General features: G+C 70.2%; 19 protein-coding genes. 13 read left to right on the forward strand and 6 right to left on the reverse strand.

Going from position 1 to position 22156, the window contains the following annotated elements; genetic code table 11:
- The first annotated feature begins 109 nt into the window (after positions 1-109).
- The 3 genes from VT50_RS03710 to VT50_RS03720 all read left to right on the forward strand — a co-directional run bounded on the left by VT50_RS03710 (position 110) and on the right by VT50_RS03720 (position 1977).
- Positions 110-499: a hypothetical protein gene (locus VT50_RS03710; protein WP_046085782.1), complete on the forward strand. Its 390-nt coding sequence runs from the start codon at positions 110-112 to the stop codon at positions 497-499.
- Positions 496-852, forward strand: a complete 357-nt coding sequence (locus VT50_RS03715; protein WP_046085768.1) for a hypothetical protein — start codon at positions 496-498, stop codon at positions 850-852. Before VT50_RS03710 ends, VT50_RS03715 begins: the two co-directional genes overlap by 4 nt.
- A gap of 165 nt (positions 853-1017) precedes the next feature.
- A complete protein-coding gene (locus tag VT50_RS03720; protein WP_046085767.1) occupies positions 1018-1977 on the forward strand; it encodes an alpha/beta hydrolase family protein in 960 nt (319 codons plus the stop codon).
- Positions 1978-2009: 32 nt separating this feature from the next.
- Here VT50_RS03720 and VT50_RS03725 read toward each other — a convergent pair whose 3' ends face one another.
- From VT50_RS03725 to VT50_RS03735, 3 genes are all read right to left on the reverse strand, one after another.
- Complete coding sequence (locus tag VT50_RS03725; RefSeq protein ID WP_046085766.1) at positions 2010-2300, reverse strand: hypothetical protein; 291 nt, start codon at positions 2298-2300, stop codon at positions 2010-2012.
- The gene (locus VT50_RS03730) at positions 2297-2581 is read right to left on the reverse strand and encodes a hypothetical protein (RefSeq protein WP_046085765.1); all 285 of its coding nucleotides are present in this window, start codon (positions 2579-2581) and stop codon (positions 2297-2299) included. The genes VT50_RS03725 and VT50_RS03730 overlap by 4 nt, the downstream gene beginning before the upstream one ends.
- A 210-nt stretch (positions 2582-2791) precedes the next feature.
- Positions 2792-3214: a nuclear transport factor 2 family protein gene (locus VT50_RS03735; RefSeq protein WP_046085764.1), complete on the reverse strand. Its 423-nt coding sequence runs from the start codon at positions 3212-3214 to the stop codon at positions 2792-2794.
- A 101-nt stretch (positions 3215-3315) separates the two neighbouring features.
- Here VT50_RS03735 and VT50_RS03740 point away from each other — a divergent pair, with 101 nt between their 5' ends.
- A complete protein-coding gene (locus VT50_RS03740) occupies positions 3316-3762 on the forward strand; it encodes a MarR family winged helix-turn-helix transcriptional regulator (RefSeq protein ID WP_046085763.1) in 447 nt (148 codons plus the stop codon).
- A gap of 67 nt (positions 3763-3829) precedes the next feature.
- On the opposite strand, the gene VT50_RS03745 is transcribed toward VT50_RS03740, so the two are convergent.
- Positions 3830-4831, reverse strand: a complete 1002-nt coding sequence (locus VT50_RS03745) for a LacI family DNA-binding transcriptional regulator (protein WP_046085762.1) — start codon at positions 4829-4831, stop codon at positions 3830-3832.
- A 262-nt stretch (positions 4832-5093) separates the two neighbouring features.
- Between VT50_RS03745 and VT50_RS03750 the strand changes: the two genes are divergently transcribed.
- The 5 genes from VT50_RS03750 to VT50_RS03770 all read left to right on the forward strand — a co-directional run bounded on the left by VT50_RS03750 (position 5094) and on the right by VT50_RS03770 (position 14039).
- Entirely contained in the window at positions 5094-6425 is a 1332-nt protein-coding gene (locus VT50_RS03750; RefSeq protein ID WP_046085761.1) for an ABC transporter substrate-binding protein, read from the forward strand.
- 7 nt (positions 6426-6432) lie between these two features.
- Positions 6433-7380, forward strand: coding sequence for a carbohydrate ABC transporter permease (locus VT50_RS03755; RefSeq protein WP_046085760.1), 948 nt, complete (start codon positions 6433-6435; stop codon positions 7378-7380).
- Positions 7377-8234, forward strand: coding sequence for a carbohydrate ABC transporter permease (locus tag VT50_RS03760; RefSeq protein WP_046085759.1), 858 nt, complete (start codon positions 7377-7379; stop codon positions 8232-8234). Before VT50_RS03755 ends, VT50_RS03760 begins: the two co-directional genes overlap by 4 nt.
- A gap of 65 nt (positions 8235-8299) precedes the next feature.
- Entirely contained in the window at positions 8300-11032 is a 2733-nt protein-coding gene (locus VT50_RS03765; protein WP_046085758.1) for a glycoside hydrolase family 38 N-terminal domain-containing protein, read from the forward strand.
- Positions 11033-11063: 31 nt separating this feature from the next.
- Entirely contained in the window at positions 11064-14039 is a 2976-nt protein-coding gene (locus tag VT50_RS03770; protein ID WP_046085757.1) for a glycoside hydrolase family 2 TIM barrel-domain containing protein, read from the forward strand.
- A 13-nt stretch (positions 14040-14052) separates the two neighbouring features.
- Here the strand turns inward: VT50_RS03770 and VT50_RS03775 are convergent, their stop codons facing one another.
- Positions 14053-14781 (reverse strand): SDR family oxidoreductase, encoded by a 729-nt coding sequence (locus tag VT50_RS03775; RefSeq protein WP_046085756.1) that lies wholly within the window; start codon positions 14779-14781, stop codon positions 14053-14055.
- 229 nt (positions 14782-15010) lie between these two features.
- Here VT50_RS03775 and VT50_RS03780 point away from each other — a divergent pair, with 229 nt between their 5' ends.
- Both VT50_RS03780 and fumC read left to right on the forward strand, forming a co-directional pair.
- Complete coding sequence (locus VT50_RS03780; protein ID WP_046085755.1) at positions 15011-16684, forward strand: NAD-dependent malic enzyme; 1674 nt, start codon at positions 15011-15013, stop codon at positions 16682-16684.
- On the forward strand, positions 16681-18159 hold the full coding sequence (gene fumC, locus VT50_RS03785; RefSeq protein ID WP_046085754.1) for a class II fumarate hydratase: 1479 nt from the start codon (positions 16681-16683) through the stop codon (positions 18157-18159). Before VT50_RS03780 ends, fumC begins: the two co-directional genes overlap by 4 nt.
- A gap of 199 nt (positions 18160-18358) precedes the next feature.
- Here fumC and VT50_RS03790 read toward each other — a convergent pair whose 3' ends face one another.
- Positions 18359-18979, reverse strand: a complete 621-nt coding sequence (locus VT50_RS03790) for a TetR/AcrR family transcriptional regulator (RefSeq protein WP_046085753.1) — start codon at positions 18977-18979, stop codon at positions 18359-18361.
- Between the two features lie 232 nt (positions 18980-19211).
- On the opposite strand from VT50_RS03790, the gene VT50_RS03795 reads away from it, so the two are divergent.
- Positions 19212-20075, forward strand: coding sequence for an SDR family NAD(P)-dependent oxidoreductase (locus VT50_RS03795; RefSeq protein WP_078840671.1), 864 nt, complete (start codon positions 19212-19214; stop codon positions 20073-20075).
- Positions 20072-22147: an acetate--CoA ligase family protein gene (locus VT50_RS03800; RefSeq protein ID WP_046085752.1), complete on the forward strand. Its 2076-nt coding sequence runs from the start codon at positions 20072-20074 to the stop codon at positions 22145-22147. The genes VT50_RS03795 and VT50_RS03800 overlap by 4 nt, the downstream gene beginning before the upstream one ends.
- The last annotated feature ends 9 nt before the right edge of the window (positions 22148-22156 follow it).

A 22156-nucleotide genomic window follows, 5' to 3' on the forward strand; every position in this document is an offset into this window, starting at 1 on the left:
GTCCGCGCGGATCCGCGCGGCGGTGGCGAGCCACGGCGACGGCCCCGGTGTGGTACGGGGGGCGGAAACACACTTCTTGCCCCGGGGACACTGCGGCTACGATCCGCGGATGACTCGCAACGGCACAAAGGCCCGGCGGCTGGTCGTCGGCGGGGACACCTTTCTGTGGTCCCTGCGCCACACCCACCGCACACTGGACGACGGACGGCACACTGAGTGCTGCGAAACCCTCGTCCTCCGGCTGTTCCGGGCGAGAGGTGAACTGCGCATCGCGTTCCGCGGCGGCCCCGGCAGGACGGTGCCGGGCGGATTCCCGACGGCCTCCGGAATGGTCGGCACCGCGGAGGGCGGCTGGCTGAATCTGCACGAGCCCGGAACCGCCAGGGCCCTGCTCGACGAGGCACGGGCCCGCGGATGGCGCCCCGACGATCCCACGAGGCGGGAGCTGGACGGCTGGGCCCTGTTCGCAGGCGTGGAAGACCGTAGGGGGACGCGTTGAGGACGCGCACCCTGAGGTTCGGTGTGTACGCGGACGAGCAGGGGCTGGCGTGGGTCAGGGGACTCGTCGAGGCGGCGGTGGGTTCGCGGAGCGCCCGGATCGCCGGTACGTCCGTCGTGCGCGCCTTTCCCGGGAGCGAGCTGACGACCGCCGATGTGTATGACCTGCTGGCTGAGCAGTGGGCGGTGGAACATCCGGGTCAGAGCGGCGGCGCGCGGGAACCGGTCGAGTTGCGCGTCCATGTGGTGTGTTCCCTGCGGACGTGGCGGGCGGTCCGCAAGGCGGTGATCAAGGCGCTGTGCCCGGAGGGCAGTGCGCCCCACGTCTGCCGTGTTCCGTGGATGGCCGCCTGAGCCGCCCCACGGTCCCCCCTTTGACAAAACGGAACGTCGCTCCGTACATTAATCGGAACGACGATCCGTTTTCGGCGCTGCCCGGAAGCGGACCTTCCTCACCGCCTCCCCTCCCCAGCCGAACAAGGCTGGCGGCAGAGGCCATCGAAGAGACATGCGCAAGCCATGAATGAATCGACATACACAGCCGACGCCTTCGGCTCACCCGCTCCCGTCCTCTCGGTCAGCCCGGTGGCGCTGCCGGCCCCGGGCCGCGCCGTGGACCTGGAAGTGCGCGTCTCCGCGCCCGTGACCGGGAGCGACCTGCCGGTCATCCTCCTCTCCCACGGCCACGGCCACTCGAACCACCTCTCCTCCCTCAACGGCTACGCCCCTCTCGTCAACTTCTGGGCCGCGCACGGCTTCGCCGTGATCCAGCCCACCCATCTGAGCTCGCGGACGCTGAGCCTGGACCCCAGCACCCCCGGCGCGCCGCTGTTCTGGCGATCGCGGGCCGAGGACATGACGCACGTCCTCGACCGACTCGACGCGATCGAGGCCGCCGTTCCACAGCTCGCCGGGCGCCTCGACCGGAGCAAGGTGGCCGTGGCCGGGCACTCGATGGGCGCACACACCGCGAGCCTGCTGCTGGGTGCGCGGCTCACCGATCCGGACGACGGAACGGAGGTGGACCTGACCGAGCCCCGGATCACGGCGGGTGTGCTGCTCGCCGCGCCCGGCCGGGGCGGCGACGCCCTCACCGAGTCCACGGCCGAGAACTATCCCTTCTTCCTGACCACGGACTTCTCCAAGATGGCCACGCCCGCGCTCGTGGTCGCCGGCGACAAGGACGCTTCCGCCCATCTGACGGTCCGGGGCCCGGAGTGGCACACCGATCCGTACGTCCTCTCTCCCGGCCCCAAGTCCCTGCTCACGCTGTTCGGCGCGGAGCACGGGCTCGGCGGGGTCTCCGGCTATGACGTCGCCGAGACCACCGACGAAAGCCCCGAGCGGGTGGCCGCGGTCCAGCGGCTCACCTCGGCCTATCTGCGCACACAGCTCAGCCCCGGCGATTCCGCGTGGCAGACGGCGTACGACGCGCTGGCCTCCGCGTCCAGCCCGCTCGGACGGGTCGAATCGAGGTAGGCCGGGTCAGCCCCCGGCCCCACCACGGGAGTTCAGCGGAACCAGACCAGTACGGGGACGCGGATCTCACGGAGTTCGGGGAGCACGAGGTATTCGAAGACGACCGGCTCGCCACCGATCTGCAGGCTGTACCGGGAGCCCAGGTCGTCCATGGGGTCGCCGGGGGGCTGCCGGCCGCGGTCGATCGCGCCGCCGACCTCGAGAGCGAGCGCGCTCAGGAAGTTCACCACCTTCTTGGAGAGGTCAGGTGGCATCTCGAGCAGCGTCCGGGCGGGGATCTCCTCGGTCCACGCCGTCCAGCCGCCGCGCGGCCGGGGGTTCATCGGGTGATGCCCTCAAGCCGGTCGGCGAGGTCGTCCACGGAGACCAGACGGGTGCCGACGGCGGCGTTGGAGCGGCTTTCCGCGGCGCCGGGGGCGCGGTCGAGCATGGCCGCCTTCCACCACTTGCGCATGACGCCCGGAACGGTCTCCTCTTCGGCGGCCAGCACCTCGGCGTAGAACTGGGCCCGGCCCGCGCCGGTCAGCGCGTCGCCGATGCCGTTGATCGTGTTCGGGATCGCCGGGATCCTGCGGTCGGTGGGGTGTTCGGGCTGTGCGCTCATCTCCGAGTTCCCTTTCCGCGTCGCGGCGACGGTGCGGCTCCCGGTCGAGACGCCTTCGCTCAGGTCATTCTCTCGCAGGACGCGTGCCCTTGGGGGCGTAGTGGGAGATCAGGGTAGCCGGTGGCCCGCCTTCCGGGCGGCCCCGGCCACCGTGCGCCCGCGGGGAGACAGCGGCCCCGTATCACCGCGGCGGTACGGGGCCCCGCGGCGTCAGCGAGCGCTGCCCAGGTCCCGGTCGGCGTCGGCGCCCTCGAGCATGAGGGTGGTCTCCTCGATACGGCGGAACCGCCCGTCAGGGGCGAACTCGGCGAAGAGGTAGACCTCCGTCCGCACGGTGGAGCCGTCGGTCTTGACGACGTCGACGACATGGCGGTCCGCGTACAGGTCGCCCCGCGCGAGCTCGTCGAGCACCTGGACCGATCCGTCTGCCACGACCGTGCGCAGGTGGGCGATGTGGGCCAGGAACTCGCCACGGTCGTCCCAGCGGCCATCGGTGCGCTGGCGGTAGTCGGGGGCGAAGTGCCGGTCGGCGGCCTCGGCCAGTTCGAGACCGGGCGTGAAGAGCAGGTCGGTGAGGGCGGTGGCGATGTCGGTACGGGAGGGGGGCGTGGAGGTGGACGTGGCAGTGGCCATGACGGTGCCCTTCGGTTTGAGAGGTCGAAGACTGCGTGCGTCGAGCACGCACTTAGACCGTACCGCATACTGCGTGCGCCGCGCACGCTACTCTTGGAGCCATGCCGAACGATGTGGGACACGAGATCGCCGACGCGCTGGGAACGCTGCTCAAGCGCAGCACCCGTGAACAGATCTACCGACGCCTGACCGAGGGCCTGGGCGAGGCCGTGGACGAGGTGACCTACCCCGTGCTCAGCGGGCTCGCCCGCACCGGGCCGCGCAGCGCCGCCGGCCTCGCCGACGAGATCGGCCTGGACCGCTCCGGCGTCACCCGCCGCGCGACCCGCCTGGAGGAAGCCGGGCTACTACGCCGCGAGCCCGACCCCGCCGACCGGCGCGCCACGCTGCTCGCCCTGACCGAGGCCGGGCGGGCGGCGATCCACACCACCCGGCAGCGCCTCGCCGCGCATATCGAGGACTCCCTCGCGTCCTGGCCGCCCGGCGAGGCGCAGACCTTCGCCCGCCAGCTGCACCGCTTCCTCGACCACGGACCCTTCACCGCATAGGTCGGCCGCGAAGGCCGCCCCGGACCGCCTCCGCAGCGACGGCCGCCGCGGCGGAGGCGGTTGCGGTCTATGCGGATTCACGCAGCCGGAGTTCCGCCCTGACCACCAGTTCATCCCCGCTGAGCGGACTGCTCGTGGCCAGCAGCCGGGCAGTCTGCTCCACGGCGAGCGCGCCGAGCCCCCGGGTGTCCAGAGCGACGGTGGACAGCGGCGGCTCGACGAGCGAGCCGAGCCTGAGGCCGTCGAAGCCGATCACAGCGAGGTCGCGGGGAACCCGCCGCCCCAGTCGGCGGGCGGCGCGCAGCGCTCCGATGGCGATGATGTCATTGAAGGTGAACACGGCGGTCGTGGCGGGGTGATCGGTGAGCAGCGCCTTCAGCGCCCTCTCCCCGCCCTCAACGCTCTGGTCCGCCCGGCTGACCGATCCGGCATCCAGTCCGCACGCGGACATCGCGCTGACGAACCAGTCGTGGCGGATGCTCGGCTCGGACCGGCCCGCATGATCGAGCATTCCGATGCGCCGGTGGCCCGAGTCGACCAGATGCCGGATCGCGGCATGGACGCCTCCCTCACCGTCGATCCGGATCGAACTGAACCGCTCGGTGCGGCGCTCCCGGTCGATGAGCACCACGGGGAGCCCCCGCATCAGCTTGTCGACCTCGTCCTCCGGCTGCCTCAGGTACCCCACTACGGCGTCCACTTGGGAGGCGATCACCTCGAGCGTGCCCCGCTCCTCCTCGACGCGGTCACCGGTGTCGTACACGACGACGTGCCAGCCACGCGCCCGTGCCGCGTCCAGCGCGGCGGCGGCCACCTCGGTGAAGAACGGATTGAGGAGATCGGGGATCACCAGCCCGACGCTGATCGCGTCCTGCCGGACGAGCCCCCTGGCGAACCGGCTCGGCCGGTATCCGAGCTCGAGCGCGGCATCAAGGACGCGCTGCTTGGTGGAAACGCCGATCTCGCCCTTGTCATTGAGCGCCCGTGACACGGTTTGCCGGGACACCCCGGCGCTCCGTGCCACATCATCGATCGTCACTCGGCGAGAGCCGGTTTCCGACGACGCCATCACTTACCTCCGCGTAGTGGTCGACGCGGCCGCGTCGCGGGCGCACCGAGTATGCCCGGGGCCGAAGACGCGGTGCGACCTTCTTGACACTCGGCCGCGCCGAAGCGCACACTCCCAATCACTTCACAGCACCGTGAACGCTCCCGTGAGCGCTCACGTTACCGCTCACAGTCCCATGTTCCAACCAGTTGGCATCCGCCCGAGGTGTCAGCACCGGCCCCCGCCTAGCACCCGCAGCTAGTCGTTCTCTGGAACGGAAAATATGAGCACCACAGTCACGCGCACCCGCCTCGCGGCCGCCGCCGCCCTCAGTCTCGCGCTACTCGCCGGGTGTTCGTCATCCGCCGACTCCGATCCGGCATCCGCAGGCTCCTGTACGCCCGCGAAGGGGAAGGTGACCCTCCAGTACTGGAACACCGTTCCGGGGATGGACAAGGTCGTCGCCCTGTGGAACAAGAACAACCCGGACATCCGGGTCCAGATGAAGAACATCTCCAACGACCAGTACGGCACCCTGGGCAACGCCCTCAAGGCGGGGAAGGCTCCGGACCTGGCACAGGTCGGCTACGACCAACTCCCCAGCCTGCGTACGCAGAACGCCTTCGTGGACGCCTCCGCCTGCTCGGCCGCCACCGCGGCCAAGTCGCGGTTCGTTCCGTGGACCTGGTCGCAGACCAGCTTCGACGGCACCGGCGTGTTCGCCTTCCCGCAGGACACCGGCCCGATGGCGCTCTACATACGGAGCGACATCTTCAAGAAGTACGGCCTCCCGATCCCCAAGACCTGGGACGAGTACGCGGCAGCCGCGAAGAAGCTGCACAAGGCGAACCCGGACGTCAGCATGACGTTCTTCGATCCGAACAACGCCGAATGGTTCAACGGCCTCCTCTGGCAGAACAGCGCCGAGATGTACAGCTACTCCGGCGACAAGTGGCACGTCACCGTCGAGTCGGACCGGAGCAAGCAGGTCGCGGAGTACTGGCAGAAGCTGATCTCCGACAAGCTCGTGCGCACCGATCTGGCCCACGGATCGACCCAGATGTACGCCGCGTACCAGAAGAACCAGGTCGCCAGCTATGTCGGCGCCTCCTGGGGCTACAGCATGTTCCGCGACAACCTGCCCCAACAGGCCGGCAAATGGTCGATCGTCCCCATGCCGACGTGGGGCGCGAACGGCGCGTCCGGTGACTGGGGCGGATCGACGGTGGCCTTCATGAAGGGCAGCCGCCACCTGTATGAGTCGGTCAAGTTCAACACCTGGCTCAACACCGACCCGAAGGCCCTCGCACTGGAGAACAAGCTGGGCGGCCTCTATCCGGCGGCCAACGCCGGGCTGCGGCTTCCCGCGCTGTCACAGGGCGTCGCCTACTACAACAACGAGAAGATCTTCGACGTCTTCGCTAGCTCGTCCAAGAAGATCAACACCAAGTTCGCCTGGGGTCCCACACAGAAGACCGTGAACCTGGCCCTACAGGACGCGATGGCCAAGGCCGCGGCCGGGGACGGCTCGCTCACCGACGCCCTCTCCACCGCCCAGGCGGCAGCGCTCAAGTCGATGAAGGACCAGGCGATCCCGGCCACGGCGGGCAAGTGACTGCCACATGACCGACATCTCAACCCGTGTGCCCCGCGCGGTGTCGTCGCCCCCGGGCCGCCGCCGGCGCAACGGCGGCCGCCCCCGAGCGGGCACCATCGCCGCCTTCCTGACCCCCTTCTTCCTCCCCTTCCTGCTGTTCTACGTGGCACCCGTCGGCTACGCGCTCTGGCAGAGCTTGCGCGTGGTGCGCCGCACCGGCGGCCAGTGGGGGACCTCGTACACGACCTTCGGCGGATTCGAGCAGTATGCGCAGGTGTTCCAGAACGCCGAGTTCTGGGCCAGCATCGGCCGCATCGGGCTGTTCGGCATGGTTCAGGTGCCCGTGATGCTGTTCATCGCGCTGATCATGGCCTTGCTGCTCGACACCCCCCTGCTGCGGCTCAAGGCGTTCTTCCGGATCACCGCGTTCATGCCGTACGCCGTGCCCGGTGTCATCGCCGCCATCATGTGGTCATACCTGTACTCCCCACAGCTCAGCCCGGTCATCGACCTGTTCGAGAGCTTCGGCTGGCAGCCCGACTTCCTCGGCCCGGGGGCCGTGCTGTGGTCAGCGGCGAACGTCTCCACCTGGCTGTGGACCGGCTACAACATGCTGATCATGTACGCGGCGCTGCAGGCCATCCCGCAGGAGCTCTACGAGGCCGCGAAGCTGGACGGTGCGGGCCAGTGGACGATCGCCTGGCGCGTCAAGGTCCCCATCATCGCCCCGGCGATCGTCCTGACCACGGTGTTCTCGATCATCGGCACCCTTCAGCTCTACGCGGAACCGGCCGTGCTCCGGCAGATCTCCTCGAACATCTCGAGCACGTTCACCCCGAACATGCTCGCCTACGCGGTGGCCTCCGGGAACAACTACCAGCAGGCCGCGGCGATCTCCGTGGTCATCGCCGTCATCACTTTCGTCTTGAGCTTCGGGTTCATGCGACTGACCTCGAAGAAGGCCGGGCTGTGAGCAACCCATCCATCTCCCGCGAAAGCCGCGTCAGCCGGACGGCCGTGACGGCCCTGATGTGCCTGCTGGCCGTCTACTTCATGCTGCCGGTCTACTTCCTCATCGTCGCGGCGACGAAGCCGCAGGGCGACCTCGCCTCCACCAACGGGCTGGTCTTCTCCCACTTCAACCTGATCGACAACGTCCGCGTCCTGTTCACCCGGAGCGACGGCATCTTCGGCCGCTGGGCCGTCAACACCGTGATCTACGCGGTGCTGGGTGCGGCCGTGGGAACGCTGATCTCGGCGCTGTGCGGCTACGCACTGGCCAAGTTCCCCTTCCGCGGCCGGGAGGTGCTGTTCTCCGTCGTCCTCGGCGGCGTCCTCGTGCCCACCACCGCACTCGCCCTGCCGCTGTTCCTGCTGTTCTCGGCGACCGGCATCGTCAACACCTACCTCGCGGTGTTCCTGCCGAGCATCGTCAGCCCGTTCGGTGTCTACCTCGCGCGCATCTTCGCGAACGCCGCCGTCCCGCAGGAGCTGATCGAATCGGCACGCCTGGACGGTGCGAGCGAGTTCCGGACGTTCTTCTCGGTCGCGTTCAGACTGATGACACCGGCCTTGGTCACCATCTTCCTGTTCCAGTTCGTGGCCATCTGGAACAACTTCTTCCTGCCGATGGTGATGCTGCAGAAGGAGTCGCTGTTCCCGATCACGCTCGGCCTGTACCAGTGGAACGGCCAGACCGCCCGGGCCCCGCTGCTCCAGGAGTCGGTGATCACTGGATCGCTGGTGTCGATCGTGCCCGTGATCATCGTGTTCATCCTCCTCCAGCGGTTCTGGCGCACCGGGCTCACCGCCGGCTCGCTCAAATGACCGCCCGCCCCGCTCCCCGCTCCCCCACGCCCGCCAGCACAGAAGGTCAGAAGGTCCCTCTCGCCATGCGCAACTCCGCCGTCTTCGTGCCTCATTTCCACTGGGACCGCGAATGGTATGAGCCGTTCCAGGTGTTCCGGCACCGGCTGGTCACCGCCCTGGACACGGTGCTGGAAACGGCCGAAGCCGACCCGGACTTCCGGTTCACCGTTGACGGGCAGATGGCCGCGATCGAGGACTATCTGGAGATGCGGCCGGAAAACCGCGCCCGCGTCAGCGCCCTGGTCAGCGAGGGCCGGCTCGCCATCGGCCCGTGGCTCATCCTCCTCGACGAGTTCCTCTGCTCCGGCGAAACCATCGTGCGCAACCTTCAGCTGGGCTGGGCGGCCGCACAGGAGCTGGGCGGCGCGATGTCCATCGGCTATCTCCCGGACATGTTCGGCCACATCGCGCAGATGCCGCAGATCCTGGCGCGTGCTGGGATCGGCCATGCGGCGCTGTGGCGCGGCGTTCCCGGTTCCGTCGCGGGTCACGCCTTTCGCTGGCGTGCGCCCGACGGCTCCGAGGTGCGCACCGAGTTCCTCTTCGACGGTTACGACAACGGTCTCGACGTCCTGCTGGTGCCCGACAGGATCCGCCGCGCGCTGCGCGAGTACGCGCAGATGACCGCCGAACGATGGGGTGGAGATCCGGTGCTGGCCATGGCCGGAACCGACCACAACGCGCCCGATCCGCACCTGGCCGCGTGGCTTCGGCAGGCATCCAGCGCGGAGCGGGCCATCACCGTCGCGACGCTCGAGGAGTACATCCGCGAGCATGTGCGCGACGAGGTGTCCGAGGTCGTCACCGGTGAGCTGCGCAGCCATGTGCGCGGCAACATCCTTCCCGGTGTGCTGTCGGTGCGGCTCGGGCTCAAGCAGCGGATGGCCGTGGCCGAGCGCACCATCGACCACGCCGAGCGGATGAACGCACTGTGGACCCGGCGCGATGACGCGCCGTTCCTCGCCCTCGCCTGGCACAAGATCATCGAGTCGACCGCGCATGATTCGGTGGTCGGATCCGGCACCGACGAGACCTGCGACCAAGTCGCGGCACGGCTCGCCGAGGCCGCGCAGACGGCTCGTGCCGTTCGGGACGCGGCCCTCGCCGAGCCGGCCGCCCGGGTGCCGGGCGACGGCTTCCTGGTGGCCAATCCCCTGCCCTGGGAGCGAACGGCCCTGGTCGAGGTGGATGTCATGGTCCCGCGGGAAGAGTCCGCGCTGGTCTCGACCGCGGCCGACGGATCCACGCATCCCGTACAGCTGATCTCCCAGGCCCCGACCGTCCTCAGCGACGAACGTCTGGACGCGTCGCAGCTCGAACGGGTGCTGCGCCGCATCCACCGCCGCGAGCTGTTCGGCCGTCTGATCGACCACTACGACATCGCCCCCGGCTCACTCGTCTTCCACCTCGCCGAGGCGCCCGCCGGGCCGTTCGACCTGCTGACCCTGCGCCGCGAGGTGGCCGCCGCAGCGGCCGCGCATCCGGGTGAGTGGCGGGTGCGGACGCTGACCGAGGCCCGGGCCACCGCGCTGGTGCCCGTGGATGTCCCCGCGGGCGGGCTGACCAGTTTCCGGGTCACGGCCGGCGGCCGGTCCGGCGTCCCGGCGACGGCCCACCTCGCTCCCGCGACGGCCACGGCCGACACCGTGGCCAACGGGCTGGTCAAGGTCGCGGTCGCCGACGACGGCACCCTGGATATGACGGGGGCGGACGGCACCGTCCTGTCCGGGGTCGGCCGCCTCGTCGACGGTGGGGACCGTGGAGACAGCTACAACTACGCTCCCCCGGCCCGGGATGTGCTCGTATCGGAGCCGACGAAGATCACCGTCCGACTCCTCGAGAGCGGACCGCTGCGTTCCAGGATGCTGGTCACCCGCGTCTATGACTGGCCCGCCGCGCTCTCCCACGACCGGGATCTGCGCAGCGGCCACACCGTCCAGACGCCGGTGGACACGCTGGTGGAGGTGCGCGCGGGCGAGCCGTTCGTCCGACTGTCCACCTCGTTCCTGAACCAGAGCGCCGACCACCGGCTGCGCCTGCACGTTCCGCTGCCCCAGCCGGTGGACACCTCCGCGTCCGCTGGACAGTTCGCCGTCACCGGGCGCGGGCTCACCGCCGAGGGCGGCTGGGGCGAGTTCCCGATCCCGACGTTTCCGGCGAGTTCCTTCGTCTCGGCCGGCCCCGCCACCGTCCTGCTCGACCACACCGGCGAATACGAACTCGTCGACGGCGGCCGCGCACTCGCCATCACCCTGCTGCGCGCCATCGGTTCGATCAGCGTCAACATCCATCCGCTCCGTGACGAGCCCGCGGCGAGCGAAATCGCCGCACCGGGCGCGCAGGATCTCGGCATGCGCATCGAGAGCCGTTTCGCCATCGTGCCCTCAGCGGCGGGCTGGCAGGGGGCGAACGCGGTGGCTCTGGCCGAGGAGTTCCGCAACGACGCCCTCGTCGCCCGCGGGACCGCGCCCAGCACGGGCCCGCTTCCGCCCGCCACCAGCGGCATCCGGGTCGATGGCCGCGATGTGCACGTCTCAAGCATCCGCCGCGTCACCGACGACGCGCGCGGCACCGGAACCGAGGTGCGATTGGCCGCGATGAGCGACACCGCGTCGAACGTCGGCATCACCGGTGGGTTCACCGAAGCCACCACGGTGGACCTGCTCGGCCGGCCGGTCTCTCGGCCGGAGCCGGTGCGCGGCAGGCTCGACCTCGTCCTCGGACCGTGGGAAATCCGCACCGTCGTGCTCAGGTAATCAACGACGCCAGCAGGAAAGTTGTGACCTCTTGACTTCCAAGCCTTCCGCGTCTGTCTCGGACATCACACCTGGGCGTGGCGCGCTGCGCCCGGCACGCTCGTGGCTGCGCTCCGACGCCCCTTCTCTCTCGCTGAACGGGCCCTGGCGCTTCCGTCTGTCACCCACGGCATCGGTGGCGCGGGACTTCGCCGCCGAGGGCTTCGACGACCACAGTTGGGACAGCATCCCGGTGCCCTCGCACTGGGTGCTCCAGGGGGACGGGGCCTACGGCCGGCCGATCTACACAAACATCCAGTTCCCGTTTCCGATCGACCCTCCCCACGTTCCGGATGAGAACCCCACCGGCGACTACCGCCGCCACTTCCCGCTGCCTTCGGGCTGGTCGCAGGGGAGCGGTGTCGTGCTGCGGTTCGACGGGGTCGAATCGCTGTTCACGGTGTGGGTGAACGGTGTCGAGATCGGCAGCGCCAGCGGCAGTCGGCTCGCCCATGAGTTCGACGTGACCGGCGCGGTCCACCCGGGCGACAACGTCGTGGCGGTGCGCGTGCACCAGTGGTCGGCGGCCAGCTACGTCGAGGACCAGGACCAGTGGTGGCTGCCGGGCATCTTCCGCGATGTCACCCTCCTCCTCCGGCCGGCCGGAGCCATCGAGGACGTCTGGCTGCGGACCGGTTTTGACAACGGGCGGGGGCGACTCGACCCGGAAGTCATCGCCGGTCCGGCGGCGTTCCCCCTCACCCTGCGCATCCCCGAACTCGGCGTCGAACAGGTGTGGAACACCGCAGCGGAGGTGAAACGCCTCGACATCGCGGGCGTGGAGCCGTGGTCGGCCGAGCGGCCCCGTCTGTATGACGCCGCCGTGTCCTCGGCCGCGGAGCACATCACGCTGCGGGTCGGCTTCCGCACGGTCGAGATCCGCGGGGATCAGTTCCTGGTCAACGGCCGCCGCGTGGTGTTCCACGGGGTGAATCGCCACGAGGCCCATCCCGAGCGCGGCCGTGTCTTCGACGAGGCACACGCCCGCGACGACCTGGCCCGCATGAAGCGGTTCAACGTGAACGCCATCCGCACCAGCCACTACCCACCGCATCCACGGCTGCTGGACCTCGCCGACGAGCTCGGATTCTGGGTCGTCCTCGAATGCGATCTGGAGACGCACGGCTTCGACACGGTCGGCTGGACCGGCAATCCGAGCGACGACCCCGCATGGCGCGAGGCCTATCTGGACCGCGTCCAACGCACCGTCGAACGCGACAAGAACCATCCCAGCATCGTGATCTGGTCGCTCGGCAACGAGGCGGGGACGGGGAGCAACCTCGCGGCGATGTCGGCATGGGTCCACGCCCGCGACGCCGAACGTCCCGTGCACTACGAGGGTGACCACACCGGCGACTACACCGACATCTACTCGCGGATGTACGCATCGGTGGCCGAGACCGAGGAGATCGGCGCCCCGGGCGCCCGCTCGCCGCTGCTCGACTGCACTCCGGCCCAGAGCGCGCGCCAGCGCGCCAAGCCGTTCTTGCTGTGCGAGTACGCACACGCCATGGGCAACGGGCCGGGAGCCCTCGACCGGTACGAAGCACTCGTGCACACGTATCCACGGCTGCACGGCGGGTTCGTATGGGAGTGGCGCGACCACGGCATCCTGGCCACCACCCCGGCGGGGACGCCGTACTACGCTTACGGCGGTGACTTCGCGGAGGCGGTGCACGACGGGAACTTCGTCATGGACGGCATGCTGTTGAGCGACGACGCCCCCACGCCCAGCCTCCATGAGTACAAGGCGGTCGTCCAGCCGGTCCGCTTCGCCTTCGACGCGGACACGGTCGCGATCTCCAATCTGCGGCACTCGGCCGACACCTCCGATCTGCGTTTCCGCTGGCGCGTGGAACACGACGGAAACCCGGTGGCCCGCGGTGAGTTGAAGGTTCCCGTCGTCCCCGCGGGCGGGTCGGAACGGGTCCAGCTGCCGCATATCGACGTGTCGCCCGACGCCGAGACATGGCTCACGATCGACGCGGTGCTGACGGCCGCGACCGCCTGGGCGCCGGAAGGGCACGTGGTCGCGAGCGCCCAGCTGGACCGCTCGGTACGCCGTCCCGTCCCCGCTGTCCGCACGCGGAAGGACTGGCGTCCGGGCGATGGAACGCTGACGCTCGGCATCGCCGAGTTCATCAGCGGATCCCTGGTCAGGCTCGCCGGCCGGGCGGTGACGGGCCCACGGTTGGAGCTGTTCCGCGCCCCGACGGACAACGACGAAAGCCCCTCTGATGGGGTCGAGGGGAGCGACGCCAGCACTCCCGGGGTGGCCAACGCCGAACTGTGGCGGCGCGCGGGACTCGACCGGCTGACCAGCCGCCGCCTGTCGGTGTCACACGCCGCGGACGCCCTGTGCACCGTCGACAGGGTCTCCTCGGCGAACTCCGCCACATCGGTGACGGTCGAGTCCGTCTGGTCCCTGGAAGACGGCGAACTGGAACTGCGCGTGGAGATCGAGCCGTCCCGTGGCTGGACGGCCGTGTGGCCTCGGATCGGGATTCGCTTCGACCTGCCCGACGGCGATGCCGCCGTCGACGGCGCCGAGTGGTTCGGTCTCGGCCCGCTCGAGTCCTACCCCGACAGTCTGCGCGCGGCACGCACGTCCCGGTTCTCCTCCACCATCGAAGACCTCACGGTCGACTACGGGCGTCCCCAGGAGAGCGGGCACCGCTCCGGACTGCGCCGGCTGACGCTGACGAGCGGCGGAACCAAGGTACTGCGCCTCGACGCACTCCCGGATGCGCACGGCCGCCGCCCCGGCTACACCCTGAGCCGCCACACGCCCCAACAGATCGCGCAAGCCCGGCATGCCTTTGAGCTTCCCGAAGCGACGACGAGTCACCTCATCATCGACGCGGCCCAGCACGGGCTCGGCTCACGGGCCTGTGGGCCCGACGTGCACCCAGAGTTCGCGCTCCGCCCGCAAGCGCGCACGATCAGGCTTCGCCTCACGGCGGGCTAGGAGCGATTCGTCATCAGGAGAGCCAGTCGGCATAGCGGGTGGGGGCGAGGTCGGCGCCCGTGTCGGTGATGACGTCGCCCTTGACGGCGCCGAACATGCCCGCGGTGGGGTCGGTGACGACGGTGCGGTTGTCGCCCTTGTGGGACAGGGTGATCCGGCCCAGCTCATCCAGGGGGAAGACCTCGGGGCCCGCGACATCGCGAATGCCGCGCAGCGGGGGACCCTGGGCCACGTCCGCCACCGCGGCGGCCACGTCCTCGGCGGCGATCGGCTGGATCGGCGTGGCGGGCAGCCGGACGCTCTCACCGTCGGCGGTCCAGGACAGGATCGCGTCGATGAACTCCATGAACTGCGTCGCCCGCACGATCGAGTACGGGATCGGCCCGGTCGCGAGGATGTGCTCCTGGAGCACCTTGGCACGGAAGTAGACCAGCTCGGGCACGTGGTCCACGCCGACGATCGAGAGGATGACGAAGTGCCGTACACCGCCCTTCTGGGCGGCGGCCAGCAGATTGTCCATCGAGGTCTGGAAGAAGGCCGTGGCGGCTTCGTCGAAGGTCGGGGAGTTCGTCAGGTTGACGAGGACGTCGGCCCCCGCCGCGGCCTCCTCCAGCCCCTTGCCGCTGAGGACGTCCACGCCCGTGGATGGCGCGTGCGGCACCGCCTCATGCCCGGCGGCGTTCAGAATCCTGACGACGCGCGACCCGATCAGTCCGGTGCCGCCGATGACCGCGAACTTCATGACACGCCCTTCGTCGAGGTATGCCCGTGACAGATATGCCCGCGATGAGACGAATAACCGTATCCGGGCATTGCATGCAGCGAGCCCGGACACGTTCTCTCAAAGATCGACGAGCGGTGGCGGCAGCTCTATGCGCACGGTGGAGATGGCGCCGCGGGACTCTCCCGGTCCGGGTTGGCCGCGCGGCGCCCGCGCACCTACCCACAGACCCACATTGGGGAGAGGCATCATGGCCAAGAGCACCGTGCGGACCCCTGCCACTCCGGACGCCCTGATGGATCCGCTCCTCAACCACGGCGTGGCGTTCACGCGGCCGGAGCGGGACGAGCTGGGCCTCACCGGGCGGCTGCCGTCCGGAGTGCTGACGCTGGAGCAGCAGGCGCTCCGCGCCCACCAGCAGTTGCGGGCCCAGGACGGTGACCTGGCCAAGAACGTGTACCTGGAGCAGCTGCACGACCGCGACGAGACCCTGTACTTCAAGGTGCTCACCGAGCACCTTGTGGAGCTGTTGCCGATCGTGTACGACCCCACGGTGGGCGAGGCGATCGAGAAGTACTCCCATGAGTACCGCCGCCCCCGAGGGGTCTTCCTCTCCATCGACGCCCCGGAGGACATGGAGAAGGCCTTCGCCACCCTGCGGCTCGGGCCCGAGGACGTGGACCTGATCGTGTGCACCGACGCCGAGGAGATCCTGGGCATCGGCGACTGGGGCGTGGGCGGGATCCAGATCGCGGTGGGGAAGCTGGCCGTCTACACCGCGGCGGCCGGTATCGATCCGCGCCGTGTCATCGCCGTGTCACTGGACGTGGGCACGGACCGTGAGTCGCTGCTGAAGGACCCGCTGTACCTGGGCAACCGGCACGCCAGGGCCCGCGGCGCGGAGTACGACGCGTTCATCGAGAGGTATCTGCGCACGGCCTCGTCGTTGTTCCCGGACGCGCTGCTGCACTTCGAGGACTTCGGCCCGAGCAACGCCCGGCGGATCCTGGAGACGTACGGCCGCAGCTACCGGATCTTCAACGACGATATGCAGGGCACCGGTGCGATCACCCTGGCCGCGGCCCTGTCGGCGGTGAAGGTCGGCGGGGTGCCGATGCGCGACCAGAAGCTCGTGGTCTTCGGTGCGGGCACCGCCGGAGTGGGCATCGCCGATCAGCTGCGTGATGCCATGATCCGCGACGGCGCGAGCCCCGAGCAGGCCACCGCGCAGGTGTGGCTGATCGACAAGCAGGGCCTGCTCATCCGCGGCATGACCGACCTGCGCGACTTCCAGCAGCCCTACGCCCGCGACCGGTCGGAGGTCGCCGGCTGGGCGGCCGACGGGGACGCGATCTCACTGCTGGAGACCGTGCGCCGGGTGGAGCCGACGATCCTGCTCGGCACCTCCACCGTGCACGGTGCGTTCACCCGCGAGGTGGTCGAGGCCATGGCGGCGGGTACCGAACGCCCGATCGTCTTCCCGCTCTCCAACCCCACCTCGCGCATCGAGGCCATGCCGGAGGACATCATCGCCTGGTCGAAGGGCAAGGCCCTGATCGCGACCGGCATCCCCGTCCCGCCCGTGGAACACGACGGTGTGACCTACCGGATCGCGCAGGCCAACAACGCGCTGCTGTATCCCGGACTGGGCCTGGGCACCGTCGTCTCCGGAGCGTCCACGGTGACCGCGGCCATGCTGCTCGCCGCCGCTCAAGCGGTGGCCGACCAGGTCGACCTCACCCAGCCCGGTGCTTCCCTGCTGCCGCCGGTGGAGAACCTGCGGGAGTCCTCGGCGATGACCGCGACGGCGGTGGTCAAGGCGGCGGTCGGCGAGGGCGTGGCCACCAGCAAACCGGCCGATCCCGCCCGGGCCGTCCGCCAGGCCATGTGGGAGCCCGTCTACGGCGACGGAGCGGCGCGATGACCGCGCGGCACCCCGCCTCGGCCCGTGACGGCGACGCCCCGGAGGTCCTTGACCTTCCCATCGGCCTACACGCCACCGGCACCCGCCGGGAGACCGACTCGATGGGCGCGATCGACGTCCCCGCGGACCGGTACTGGGGCGCGCAGACCCAGCGGTCCCTGATCCACTTCTCCATCGGGGACGACCGGATGCCCGAGGCCGTCTACCACGCCTACGGACACGTCAAGAAGGCCGCCGCGGTCGTCAACGGGCGGGCCGGACGGCTGCCGGACTGGAAGGCCGAGCTGATCCAGCAGGTGGCCGACGAGGTCATCGCGGGCGGGCTCGATGACCACTTCCCGTTGTACGTGTGGCAGACCGGGTCCGGGACGCAGTCCAACATGAACACCAACGAGGTGATCAGCAACCGCGCGATCCAGCTGGTCGGCGGCGAGTTGGGCAGCAAGTCACCCATCCACCCCAACGACCACGTCAACATGGGGCAGTCCTCGAACGACACCTTCCCCACCGCCATGCACGTGGCCGCGGTCAAGGCGGTCCACGAACGGCTGCTGCCCAGTGTGCGGGCGCTCCAGCGGGCGATCGGGGCCAAGGCGGACCAGTGGCGGGACGTGGTGAAGATCGGCCGCACCCATCTGGAGGACGCGGTGCCGCTCACGGTCGGCCAGCAGTGGTCCGGCTACGCCCGCCAACTGGACCAGGCCGCCGACCGGCTCACCCGGTCCGCGGAAGGACTGCACGAACTCGCCGCGGGCGGTACGGCGGTCGGCACGGGGCTGAACGCGCCAGCGGACTTCGGTGAGCGGATCGCCGCCGAGATCGCTTCGGCCACCGGCTACCCGTTCACCACCGCCGCCAACAAGTTCGCCGCCCAAGGCGGCCTGGACGCCATGGTCGGCGCCTCGGCCGGGCTGCGGGCCCTCGCCGTACCGCTGATGAAAATCGCCAACGACATCCGGTGGCTGGCCTCCGGGCCCCGCTGCGGCCTCGGTGAACTGCGTCTCCCGGCCAATGAGCCGGGGTCCTCGATCATGCCGGGCAAGGTCAACCCGACCCAGTGCGAGGCGATGGTCATGGTCTGCATCCAGGTGCTGTCCGAGGACTCGGCCATCGCCTTCGCGGGCTCACAGGGCAACTTCGAGCTCAACGCCATGCGCCCGGTCATCATCAACAACTTCCTGCACGCGGCCACCATCCTCGCCGACGCCTGCGCCAAGCTGCGGCAGTACTGCATCGAGGGCGCCCAGCTCAACCGCGACCAGATCGACGATGACGTCAACCGGTCCCTCATGCTGGTCACCGCCCTCTCCCCCGTCATCGGCTACGACAAGGCCTCGGCCATCGCGCACAAGGCCGACGACGAGGGCACCACCCTGCGCGAGGCCGCACTGGCCTCGGGCGACGTCACCGCGAAGGACTTCGACCGCATCGCCGACCCGGCCGCCATGGTCGGGTCGGCCGAGCGGCGCGGGTGAAGAGGCGCGGGTGAAGGGACGCGAATGAAGGGACGCGGGTGAAGGGGTGTGCCCCCTCGCCGCCGCGGTCGTCCGGGCCGTCGAGTTCCGGTTGTAGATATATGCGTCCGTCTCACTCGGAACGTGCGCTTCCGCCCGTATGTCGTGCCACACTGTGGGTGGCCCTCACCGCATCCCCCGTCGGTGAGGGCCACTGACGTCAGGAGACATCGGCCACGAGCTCCTGGTGGACGAAATCCACCAGGAGCTCGCGCATGGTCCCGATGGTCATGCCGGGGACTCCGGTCAGCACCTGGATGGCCGCGCCGTCGGTGAGGGCGGTCAGGCGCAGCGCGACGATGTGCGGATCGGCGGCGGCGCGGAAGACACCCTGCCGCTGGCCGCGCTGGACGATGCGGCGGACGGTTTCCTGCCAGCGTGCGTAGTACTCGTTGTGGGCCGGGCGGAATTCGGGGCGGATGGTGGCCTCGGCCCAGTACTGGAGCCAGATGGCCCACTCGTCCCGGACCTGGCCGACCCGTGGCAGCTGCATGTCGATCAGCTTCAGCAGCCGCTCATGGGCGTTGTGGACGGCGCGCAGTTGGCTGGACTGGCGGGCGAACGCCCGGTCGACGCAGTATTTGAGGGCCTCCGCCAGGACGTCGTTCTTGCCCGGGAAGTAGTAGTGCACCGTGCCGGTGCTGGTGCCACAGACCTTGGCGATGTCGGCGATGCGCACGGCGTGGAAGCCGCGCTCGGCGATCAGCTGCCAGGTGGCGTCGAGGATCCTCGCCCTGCGGTCCTCATCGCTCCTGGGCTCCGCCTTCGCCCCTGTGGTCACATCGTCTCCCGTGAATTTCGGTCCTGGCTCCCCGTCTGCGCCGGCGCTCAGGGTCGGGCCATTCTGACGGAAGCGTCAGTTCCTCTGCAAGTCCCCGCGATCCCGGTGATCCTGTCTCCGCCAAGGGATTTTCTGGTCTCCACCCTTGACGCCAGTCTCGCCGAGAGGGCTAACTGACGCATCAGTCAAACCTTTGAGGCCGCTACTTCGGCACATAGCTCGAGGAGGCTCTGTGCGCACTGACCACCCCGTGCCGCCGGTCAGCGGACTGCGGCCGGATGTCCACACCGGCAAGGTCGCGCTGGTGACCGGCGGGGGCACCGGCATCGGCCGGGCCACCGCCCTGGACCTGGCCGCCGGCGGGGCGCGCGTCGTGATCTGCGGGCGCCGCCCGGAGCCACTGGCGGAGGCCGCCGAGGAGATCGGCGCCCTCGGCGGCTCCTGTGTCGCGGTGTCCGCGGACATCCGCGAGGAGAGCCAGATCACCACGGTCGTCGAGCGCGCGATCGAGGCGTACGAACGGATCGATGTCCTGGTCAACAACGCGGGCGGACAGTTCGCCGCGCCCGCCGAGGAGATCAGCCGGGGCGGCTGGCGGGCCGTGCACCGGCTCGCCGTCGACGCCACCTGGGCGATGACCCGCGAGGTCGCCCGCCGGGCGATGATTCCACGGCGCTCGGGCGCGGTGTTCTTCATCGCCTTCTCCCCGCGCCGCGGCATCCCCGGTTTCGCCCACGCCGCCTCCGCGCGGGCCGCGGTGGAGAACCTGGCGGCCGGGCTCAGCCTGGAGTGGAGCCGGTACGGCATCCGTACCGTGTGCGTGGCCCCCGGCACCATCGCCACCGGCGGCCTGGACGACCACTACACACCCGAGGACCGGGCGCGCTGGGAGCGTTCGGTGCCGCTCGGCAGGCTCGGCCGCCCGGAGGACGTCTCCGGCCTCATCTCCTTCCTCGCCTCTCCCCAGGGCGCCTACATCACCGGCACCACCGTCGTCGTCGACGGCGGCGCCGACGCCTGGGGCGCCGGTCACCCCGTACCCGACGTACTCCACCACCTCACCACGCCGGACTCGTCCCCCAAGGACCACCCATGACCCTCTCCGCCACCGAGCGGCGCGTTCCCGGGCGCGACCTGGGACCGCTCTTCGCACCGAACGCGGTCGCCGTCGTCGGAGCCAGCAACGACCCGGCCAAGTGGGGCAACTGGATCAGTGCCCAGGCGCTGCGGATGCGGGGGCGCCGCCCGGTGTACCTGGTCAACCGCCGTGGTGAACCGGTGCTCGGCGAGCGCGCCTACCGCTCCATGGCCGAACTCCCCCGGTGCCCCGACCTCGCGGTGATCGCCGTCCCGGCGGCCGGGTTCGAGTCGGCCGTCGAGGACGCGCTCGCCGCCGGGGCGCGCGCCATCGTCGGCATCACCGCGGGCTTCGCCGAGCTCGGCGCGGAGGGCGAGGCGCGGCAGTCGGCACTGGCCCGGCGGGTGCGCGAGGCCGGGGCCGTGCTGCTGGGCCCGAACTGTCTGGGCGTTCTGGACAGCGGCAGCGAGCTGTATCTCTCCTCCAATCCGCTGCCGCCCGGTTCGGTGGGACTGATCTCGCAGAGCGGCAACATGGCCCTGGAGCTCAGCCGGATCCTCTCCGAGCGCGGGCTCGGCTTCTCCCGCTTCGCCTCGCTCGGCAACCAGGCCGATCTCACGGTGGCCGACCTCATCCGTGCGTACACCGTGCACCCGGAGACCACGCTGATCGCGGTGTACGGCGAGGACTTCGGCGACGGCCGGGACTTCGTGGCCGCGGCGGCCGAGGCCACCACCATGGGCAAGCCCGTGGTGCTGCTCACGGTCGGCGCCAGTGAGGCGTCCGTACGCGGCGCCAAGTCGCACACCGGGGCGCTGGTCAGCGACGGCTCGGTGATCGACGCGGCCTGCCGGGCCGCCGGGATCGACCGGGTGGCCAGCCCCCGGCAGATGGCCGGTCTGCTGGAGGCGCTGCATCTGTTCGGCGCGGCCCCCGCCCGCAGGGTGGCGGTGCTCGCCGACGGCGGCGGCCATGCCTCGGTCGCCTGTGACCTGGCCGAGCGGTACGGGCTGTCCGTGTCGGAGTTCGACCCCGGGCTGTCCCGGCGGCTGCGGGACCATCTGACGCCGTCGGCGGGGGTGGGCAACCCGGTGGACCTGGCGGGCACGGGCGAGAAGGACGTCACCTCCTTCGCCCGGGTGCTCGGCGAACTGCTCGACGCGCCGGACACCGACTCGGTGCTGATCACCGGATACTTCGGCGGCTACGGCGAGTACGGCGCGGCCCTCGCCACCGCCGAGGTCGAGACCGCGGCCGAGATGGGCGAGCTGGTCAGCGACCGCTGCAAGCCGGTGGCCGTACACACCATGTATCCCTACAGCGAGGCCGCCGAGGAGCTGCAGCGGCGCGGTGTCCCGGTCTTCCGCGCCATCGAGGAGGCGGCCCGCAGCCTCGGGATGCTGGCCCGGCGCACCCCCGCCGACCCCGCGCTGCGGCCCTTGCCCGATCCGGCGCCACCGGTCACGGACGACGGCTACTGGAGCGCACGCGAGCTGATCCGCGCCGCGGGTGTGCACTTCCCCGCGGCGCGGCCGGCCACGACCGTGGACGAGGCCGTGGCGGCGGCCCGTGCGATCGGCGGCCGGGTCGTGGTCAAGGCACTCGGCCTGCTGCACAAGTCCGACTCCGGCGGTGTCGCACTCGGGCTGGAGGGTGACGCGGCGGTCCGTACGGCCGTCGCCGACATGGCCGAGCGACTGTCCCCGCCGGGGTACTGCGTCGAGGCCATGGCGGATCCGCGCGACGGTGTCGAGCTGATCGTCGGCGTACGGCGCGACCCCCGCTTCGGGCCGGTCGCCATGCTCGGCCTCGGCGGGGTCACCACCGAGGTGCTGCGCGACGTGGCCTTCGCCCTCGCCCCGCTCACCCCCGGGCAGGCCCGTGAGCTGCTTGACCGGCTGCGCTCCGCCGCCCTGCTGCACGGCGTACGGGGCCGGCCCGCCGTCGACCTCGACGCGCTCGCCCACGCCATCGCCGCCATCACCGGTATGGCGGCGGCCCACCCGGAGATCGCCGAGCTTGAGGTCAATCCGCTACTGGCCACTCCGCGCGGATGCCAGGGCCTGGACGCCCGCGTCGTCCTGGGCTGACCCCGCCGC

Origin of the sequence: Streptomyces antioxidans (assembly GCF_000968685.2) — a bacterium.
GTDB lineage: Bacteria > Actinomycetota > Actinomycetes > Streptomycetales > Streptomycetaceae > Streptomyces > Streptomyces antioxidans.